Origin of the sequence: Geobacillus zalihae NBRC 101842 (assembly GCF_001544135.1) — a bacterium.
In the GTDB taxonomy this organism is placed as follows: Bacteria; Bacillota; Bacilli; order Bacillales; family Anoxybacillaceae; genus Geobacillus; species Geobacillus zalihae.
The window spans coordinates 1-8,187 of sequence record NZ_BCPV01000095.1; the positions used below are offsets into that span (position 1 = coordinate 1).

Annotated in this window: 4 protein-coding genes and 1 pseudogene; all 5 read right to left on the reverse strand. The window is 34.8% G+C overall.

The genetic code is table 11. The annotated features are described in order from the left end of the window. Window positions 1-62: 62 nt before the first annotated feature. The 5 genes and pseudogenes from GZ1_RS16820 to GZ1_RS16840 all read right to left on the reverse strand — a co-directional run bounded on the left by GZ1_RS16820 (window position 63) and on the right by GZ1_RS16840 (window position 6,518). Window positions 63-1,439 (reverse strand): sugar phosphate nucleotidyltransferase, encoded by a 1,377-nt coding sequence (locus GZ1_RS16820; protein WP_060788943.1) that lies wholly within the window; start codon window positions 1,437-1,439, stop codon window positions 63-65. 21 nt (window positions 1,440-1,460) lie between these two features. Next, a pseudogene (locus GZ1_RS16825) lies at window positions 1,461-2,587 on the reverse strand (glycosyltransferase family 4 protein). A gap of 43 nt (window positions 2,588-2,630) precedes the next feature. Next, complete coding sequence (locus tag GZ1_RS16830; protein WP_060788944.1) at window positions 2,631-3,986, reverse strand: UDP-glucose dehydrogenase family protein; 1,356 nt, start codon at window positions 3,984-3,986, stop codon at window positions 2,631-2,633. Window positions 3,987-4,013: 27 nt separating this feature from the next. Beyond that, entirely contained in the window at window positions 4,014-5,105 is a 1,092-nt protein-coding gene (locus GZ1_RS16835) for a glycosyltransferase family 4 protein (RefSeq protein WP_255211319.1), read from the reverse strand. A 261-nt stretch (window positions 5,106-5,366) separates the two neighbouring features. Then, on the reverse strand, window positions 5,367-6,518 hold the full coding sequence (locus tag GZ1_RS16840; protein ID WP_060788945.1) for a glycosyltransferase: 1,152 nt from the start codon (window positions 6,516-6,518) through the stop codon (window positions 5,367-5,369). Window positions 6,519-8,187: the final 1,669 nt, after the last annotated feature.

Sequence of the window (8,187 nt, forward strand, 5' to 3'; positions counted from 1 at the left end):
TTTCTCTTACTAACAAAAAAAGAAGCTGCTAGAAGAAGCACATCCTTCTAGCAGCCAACCCATTATTTACTCGCAGAGAAGCAATTTGCCTCTACTTCTTCCCACGTCATATAAATGCGAACAATATCTTCCTCAATTAACTGTGTTCCTGTTTGCACTTCAATAAACTCTAAATCAGTAATCGCTTTGATTCCATGTTTCGCACCAACAGGAATTTCAAGCACATCACCTGGCTTCACGCGGCGAATTTCTCCGTTAAAAGCAAATTCCCCTTCCCCTTTAATGATAGTCCACACTTCGCTGCGATAATGATGCATTTGGTAGCTTAAATTTTTCCCTGCGGTAACACCGATTCGTTTTGTTAATACTTCTCGTCCATCTTCAAACTTTGTATAATCTAATACCCGATACCAACCCCAGCGACGTTCTTCATACATTGGACGCTGATCAAAACCATTTACTAACTCTTTAATTTTTGGGCTCTTCGCTTTGTCAGCGACTAAAATACCATCTGGACTCACCGCAACAACCGCATTAGATACTCCTAATACAGTCACAGGAATATCTAGCTCGTTAATGAGATGCGTATTCTCACAATCAGCACTAATAACACCTTTACCAATTTGGTTTGTTGCCATTTCCTCTGTTAACGTGTTCCATGTTCCAAGGTCTTTCCAATAACCATCGTAAGGCAACACAACAATATGTTCTGTCTTTTCTACGACCTCATAGTCAAAGCTGATTTTCGGTAACTTATCATACTGCTTTAATAACTCATCATATTCAATTGGAAGACCTTTTTCTTGCAGTAAGGAAATTATATAATCAAGCTTAAACGCAAACACGCCGCAGTTCCAAAGCGCACCTTGTTTAATTAATTCCAATGCTTTTTCTTCATTTGGTTTTTCTGTAAAATGACTTACTCTTAAATAATCACTATCACTAGATTTAGAAGCAGGAACAATATAACCGTACTTCGCAGATGGATATGTTGGCTCAACACCGATTAACGCCAAATCAGCCCCACTTGCAAGTACGGTTTCTTCCAAATCTTTAACTCGATGAAAAAAGCGATCCTCTACATAAGGATCGACAGGTAACACCGCAATAACCTCATCTAAACGAATTCCTTCTACGCTATACAAATAAACCGATGCTAGAGCGATCGCTGGAAACGTATCGCGCCGCATCGGTTCAATGATAATCGGTACATCTTGTCCTAATTGGCTTTGAATCATATCGACTTGGGATTTGCTTGTAGCAATCACAGCGGAATCAGCTAGACCAACATTCCCCAACTGTTCCCAGACGCGCTGCACCATCGACTGCAGTTCACCATTTTTGTTTTCTAACACTTTTAAAAATTGTTTCGAACGAGCATCATTTGATAAAGGCCAAAGACGTTTACCGGAACCGCCGGAAAGTAATACTAGTTTCATTGAAATCCTCCTGATTTTTAATTACATATGTTGAAGTTTGCTATTTACATAGTCTTGAAACTCTTTTCTAAATCTTTCTGGTGAAAAACGCAACGCATTTTCACGACAGTCTTGATATTGAATATCTCCCGAGATATTCTCAAACAACTGAATAGACTGAATTAATGATGCAACAGTCTGTTCTTTAAAAAATAAACCCGTTGGCTTCTCAGCTTGTCCATATCCTCGAACAGTTTCTAGTGCCCCACCTTTCCCATAGGCAATAACCGGAGTACCACAAGCTTGCGCCTCAACAGGTGTGATTCCGAAATCTTCTTCTGCAGCAAATACAAACGCTTTTGCCCGCTGCATATAGTCTCTTAAAACTTCAAAAGGCTGGTATCCGAGCAACTCCACATTAGAAACAGCCTTTGCCTTAATTTTATTAAAATCCGGTCCGTCACCGATAACGACTAATTTTTTATCTGGCATTTGCGAGAAAGCTTCAACGATTAAGTCAATTTTTTTATATGGAACCATTCGAGATGCTGTAAGATAAAAATCTTCTTTTTTATCGTGGAAAGTAAAAGCGGACACATCTACCGGCGGATAGATGACATCCGCTTCCCTTCGATACACTTTCCAAATTCTCCGAGCGATAAACTTTGAATTCGCTACAAAATAATCGACACCATTTGCTGTACGGTAATCCCAATTTCTTATGTAATGAAGGATTGCCTTCGCGATCCAGCCTTTCATTCCGCGTGCTAATCCCGCTTCTTTTAAATATTGATGCTGCAAATCCCAAGCGTAGCGTATTGGGGAGTGCACATAAGAAATATGCAGTTGGTCAGGGCCTGTAATCACTCCCTTCGCAACTGCATGGGAACTAGAAATGACAATATCGTACTTTGATACATCCAATTGCTCAATAGCCAACGGCATAAAAGGAGATAGCTGCGATACTTTTTCCGAGCAAATGGCAACTTTTGAATAAAAGAGGTAGTAGCCTGTTTATTTAAAATAAAATCTCTCTGATCTTCATCTATAAAGTCTACGAGGCTAAACAAATCAGCATCAGGATAAATCTTAAGCAATTGTTCCAATACTTTCTCAGCGCCTGCATAGGTGACTAGCCAGTCGTGAATGATTGCTACTTTTGTTGGCATAAAAAAACTCCCTTTTTATTCTTTCCTAACAACTTTGTTACAATTAATTATTGCTTTTGGTTAAAGAGGCAGTCAGTTTACTACTTCTTCCTAAAATATAAGGTCTTCCAATAGAGTAATAATCTATTGGATACTGTTTCATGTATTCCAAATCAAAACAATTTCTTCCATCGAATATAATTGGTTCCTTCATTAGTTCAATAAACTTATTAGGATCAATAGATTTTATTTGCTCCCATTCTGTTAAAATAAATGCTACATCTACATCTAGTAAAGCTTCTTCAATTGTATCTACAAAAGTGATTTCGTTGGGTAAAACTTTCTTAGCATTTTCAATTGCTACTGGATCATACGCCTTAATATAAGCTCCGTATTCAAGAAGCTGTTTTGAAACTACGATAGAAGCAGCTTCACGCATATCATCCGTATTCGGTTTAAAAGCTAATCCTAATAATGCAATCTTTTTTCCTCTCAAGCTACCTAACTCTTCGATTGCCTTTTGAACTAACTTCACTTGCTGTTTATTATTAACATTAATAACCGCTTCTAACAATTCAAATTTATGTTGAACATCCCCAGCTATTTGAACAAGAGCACGTGTATCTTTAGGAAAGCAAGATCCACCATAACCAATTCCGGCCTTTAAAAATTGTGAACCAATACGATTATCTAATCCCATTCCATAGGCTACATCCTCAATATTTGCACCGACTTTTTCACAAATATTAGCGATTTCGTTTATAAAACTTATCTTCGTTGCCAAAAAAGCATTTGATGCATATTTAATCATTTCTGCACTCCTTATATCCGTCTTAAAGATAGGGATTCCAAAAGGCTTATTAATTTTTTCAATAATTGAAGCAGCTCTCTCATTTTCAGCACCAATAACAATACGATCTCCATGAAACGTATCATAAATAGCAGAACCTTCACGTAAAAATTCAGGATTTGAAACAATATCAAACTTTGCTTCTTTTTTTAAATTGGATTTAATCCAATTTTTCACTTTTTCATTTGTACCGACCGGAACCGTACTTTTTGTGACAACAATAACCCCATCTTTTACAATATATTGTGCAATATTTTTTGCTACTTGCTCAATATAAGTTAAATCAGCAGATCCATCTTCTCTTTGAGGTGTTCCAACTGCAATGTAGATAATCTCTGCTTCAGAAACCCCTTGTTTATAGTCTGTTGTAAAATGCAGCCTACCTGCAATAATATTTTTATTCATTAATTCATCTAATCCTGGTTCGTAAATGGGGGATATACCTTTCTGCATTTTTTCAATCTTTTGTTTATCTATATCAATACAAGTAACATTGTGGCCGATTTCAGATAAGGCTACTCCAGTAACTAGGCCAACATATCCTGTACCTATAACACATATATTTTTCATTTTATCCTCCTATATAGTGCTTGATTATTATACTACAGAATTCAACAATTCTAGTGCACATTTTTCCCACTGGAATTTTTGGGAATGTTTTATTCCTTTCTCAGACATAAACTTTCTCAAATTAGGGTTCAATTCAATCTGCTTTATTGCCCGCGATATTGTTTCTGGTTTATATGGATCACAAAGCAATGCAACATCACCGAAAATTTCTGGTAAGGATGCTGTATTCGAAATGATTACTGGACATCCACACGCCATGGCTTCTAAAGGAGGTAGACCAAATCCTTCATAAAATGATGGGAAAATAAAACAAGCCGCATTTTCATATAACGCCTTTAATTCTTCATCAGATACATATCCAAGATACTTAACATTTTGGTAAGATAATTTGTTTGAAGAATTAAATACTTTAGGATCAGTTCCACCAGCTATAGCTATATCAAATTTGGTATTTCCTAACATTTCTAGCGCTTTTATAATTGCGATAAAATTCTTGTTAGGATTTAAGCTACTAACAGCTAATAGATACTTTCCTTTCTTTAAATTATATTTTTCTAAAATACCAGACTCAGCTTTAACAGACAATATATGTTCCTTTCCTTCATAAATTACATGTATTTTATCAGGATTAATACCACAGAATTTTACCAATTCATTTTTAGAAAAATTAGATACAGTTATTATTTTATCCAACCAATTCCCTAAACATTTATAGAGAACCTTATACCAGGTACGAAAGATAAAAGTATAAGCTTCAGGTATCGCAAAAACCGCTGCATCATGAATAGCAACAGTCTGGTTTCTTTTTAAGAGAGGGGCAGTATTACAAAGATTTATTAGAAATCCTTTTCTGGAGTATATAGGAAGTTCAAATTGTTCCCATAAGTGCCCTTTTAAAAATCCAACTTGTCTTAAAAATATATGTTTTAACTCAATTTCTATTTTTAAATCTTTAGGAGCAAGCAAAATAATTTCTATTTTATTCTTATCTATTATTTTTTTATCAATTAAATTATCTAAGGCCTTAACAAGTTCGATAGCAAATCTCTGAACCCCAGTAATAGATTGTGTCAAAAAACGTGCGTTTATATATATCCTTTTCTTCCTTACCATAACCATGTCATTCTCCTAATTTGTGACAAAAATAATGAATTAATGCTATGCGTGTTGACTATACAATTTGGATTAATTTAAATATATAAAAAAAGCCCCCTTTCTTTTAGCATGAAAGTGTGGATCCATCAAATACAAGAAGAGATATCTTTATGTATTAGCGTACCGTGCTTCTAATTTGATTCAATCCATTCTTTCCGAGAAAGGAGACATTCATCTTGTCGACAAGTTCATAGACTATCACTATCATAAACATCTGTATTAATATTAATACATTCCTTGTTTCTCTAAAATTTCTTTATAGTATTTTGCTAACGATTGCCAGCTATATTGTTTGATTGCTCGTTCTTTATTATTAACTAACACCTCTTTATATAGCTCTTGATTATCTATTAAAAGTCTTAATTTCGAAACTAAATCTTCTACATCACCTTCTCTAAATACAAATCTTTCATCACCAATAACTTCAGGGATAGCTCCTGAGTCTGAACCAACAACCGCTGTCTCACAGGCCATCGCTTCTACTAATACCCGTCCAAATTGCTCTTTCCAATTTGCCGTTGTTCTCGAAGGAAGGACAAGAATATTAATAATATTCATAATAACAGGAACGGCTTCAGAATCTATTCTTTCCTTTATAATAAAGTATTTCTCTAATTTTCTCCGACTAATTTCTGACGTGACGCTATTATATTCTGGACCACTACCTATCATTAAAAATCTTAACTGATTATATCCCTCATTGATTAGTGTTTCTCCAGCCTCAATAAAATCATAAATCCCTTTTTCTCTCACCATGCGACCCACATAACCAATAATTAAATTACTATCTTCTATATTTATTTTACTTTTCTTATGCTTTATTTCATTGGACGTAAGTTTTTTAAATTTATCAGTATCTAAACCATTTGGCAATAAATATATTGGAGACCTACATCCTCTTTGAACTAATATTTGCTTTACTTCTTTGTTTCTAGCAAAAAACAAGTCAGCATTATTATAGGTAAATTTCTCAATCCATGAGAAAGGAAACGGTAACTTTCTTGTAGATATCGCAGCAGAATCTATAATTATTTTTGCATTTATGTTTAAAATTCTATTCAAAAGTATTACTTGGAAAGTGCACATGCTCCATGGCTCTTCATGTATATGAATAATATCAGGTTTATAAGATTTTAGTAGTTTATATAAGTTATTTACATAAATATGAGTAGCATCATGAAAAGCAAAAAAAGTTTTTCCAACATTTATAGAACAATTATCACTCAGGAAGGTAGTTATAGAATTTACCTCTCTACCTCCTTCATTCCATTTTTCAGGTATTAATACTCTAACCTCCTTAAAATGATTGGATAAATCCTTAAACCTTTTCCAGTAAGATTTTACTCCACCTGCGTGCCATACAATGAGCAATCTCATAATTAATCACCATTTAATTAACATTTTATTTTTATGGTTTATCACTATAAACCTATTTTTAAAATTTTGTTTCATATGTGATAATAGAGAAACCGTTTCTAGACGAATACGATATTCAAAATGTTTCATCTTGAGGTATCCTAATACCCTAGAGCTGTTTATTGCAAAATAAAAGTGCAGAGATTTGCATAGAATTTGATTTGTACCAACTTTAACATGGAGTGGTGAGCGTGATAACCTTGTTAGGAGAAGCCAGCTCTTGATATTGCTGGCTTTTTAGTCACGCCCCACAGAGGCTCCATGTCAAGTTGCAATTCTCTGCATTTTTCTTTGCAAAACTCTGCATTTCTGCGGTTCTTATGTTCTTTTGGTGATAGCCCAAAAACTGTGTGTAATAGAGTAAATAATGAATGGCGTTTCCAATGTATAGTTTTGGATAATAATAAGAGACGAACAATAATTCAATAATTTTAACCGTAATTCGATGTTCCACCAAATATGCGTAAGAACCATTTCTGCTTTGCAAAAAATAGTTTGAGCATCTTGATTGTACTATTTGTTCCTTCTTTTCCATTAGTGAGCCGATAACGAATAGAATAAAGTAAACCTTCTTTCTAATGAAACATTGTCTTCGCAATTCGTCTCACAAATGTCAAAGGAAAAAGTATGTCACTCAAACCAATCATGTAAACACTTATCTTCTTACTCTACTTGACCGATAAAAACACCGAATCCCTTGAAGCGACTGGTAGAGCTCGTGTAAAGTAAAGATTTCATAGAAATCCAACCATATTTATTTTCTTTTTCTAGAAAAAATTAAATTGGAAGAACAAATAGTTACAAGACGCCTTGCTTTTCGTACATCTTCATGAGCCGATTCGGTTCCACCGATTCGTTTGCTAGACTGACCAATCGTTTTCGTAAATAGTTAAACAACATGAAAAGGATCAATGGACGTTGGCCATTAATGCAATACTGTGAGGAGCGAATCCTTTGTACGTCCATACATGATTTGCATACATGTTCCATCTCATGGTCCACCCATGCCACGCTGTAGCTATGCCCTTTTCCCAAGACGAATTCATCTACACAAACGAGTTTAGGAGTACTTGTTTCATTCGGTTGTAGTAATCATTCTTCTACTTGTGCATAAAACCAACATTCCAATTTTCATATTCGTATACGAAATTCCATATTTTTTCGAATCGATTTAAATCGTTTTTCATGGCAAAGCAAAGCCATTGAACATCTATACATATCCGTGACATGCCTACGTTCGGGAATCCCTGTCCATTTCACGCTCCAAGTCATTGTACAAGATTCACATCATGCACAAACCATAGGAATGCCGACATAGATCAGCCCAAAAAAGGAATGACAAAATGGGTTAATATAACAATGATTCGGTTGTACATGAATCGTCGCAACAAGAAAAATAAAGCAGCAGTCTTTGACAGTGAAACGAGTAATCTATTTGCCTTTTTCAACATCAATAGTTGTTGAAGTGCAAAGTCTGGTAAATCCACGAGTTCTACAATAAACTGGAATTACAAGTAGAATTCCCCTATGTGCTTATCGTTCCAACTTAACACAATAGGAGAAATTCTACTTTTTTACATTTGATATACACTTTGACACATATTTCATCTAAAAGTCAAATACGGTTTAT

Coding starts and splice junctions, on each gene's coding strand:
- GZ1_RS16820 (WP_060788943.1), bottom strand. CDS start 1,439: ATGAAACTAGTATTACTTTCCGGCGGTTCCGGTAAACGTCTTTGGCCT.
- GZ1_RS16835 (WP_255211319.1), bottom strand. CDS start 5,105: ATGGTTATGGTAAGGAAGAAAAGGATATATATAAACGCACGTTTTTTG.
- GZ1_RS16840 (WP_060788945.1), bottom strand. CDS start 6,518: ATGAGATTGCTCATTGTATGGCACGCAGGTGGAGTAAAATCTTACTGG.
- GZ1_RS16830 (WP_060788944.1), bottom strand. CDS start 3,986: ATGAAAAATATATGTGTTATAGGTACAGGATATGTTGGCCTAGTTACT.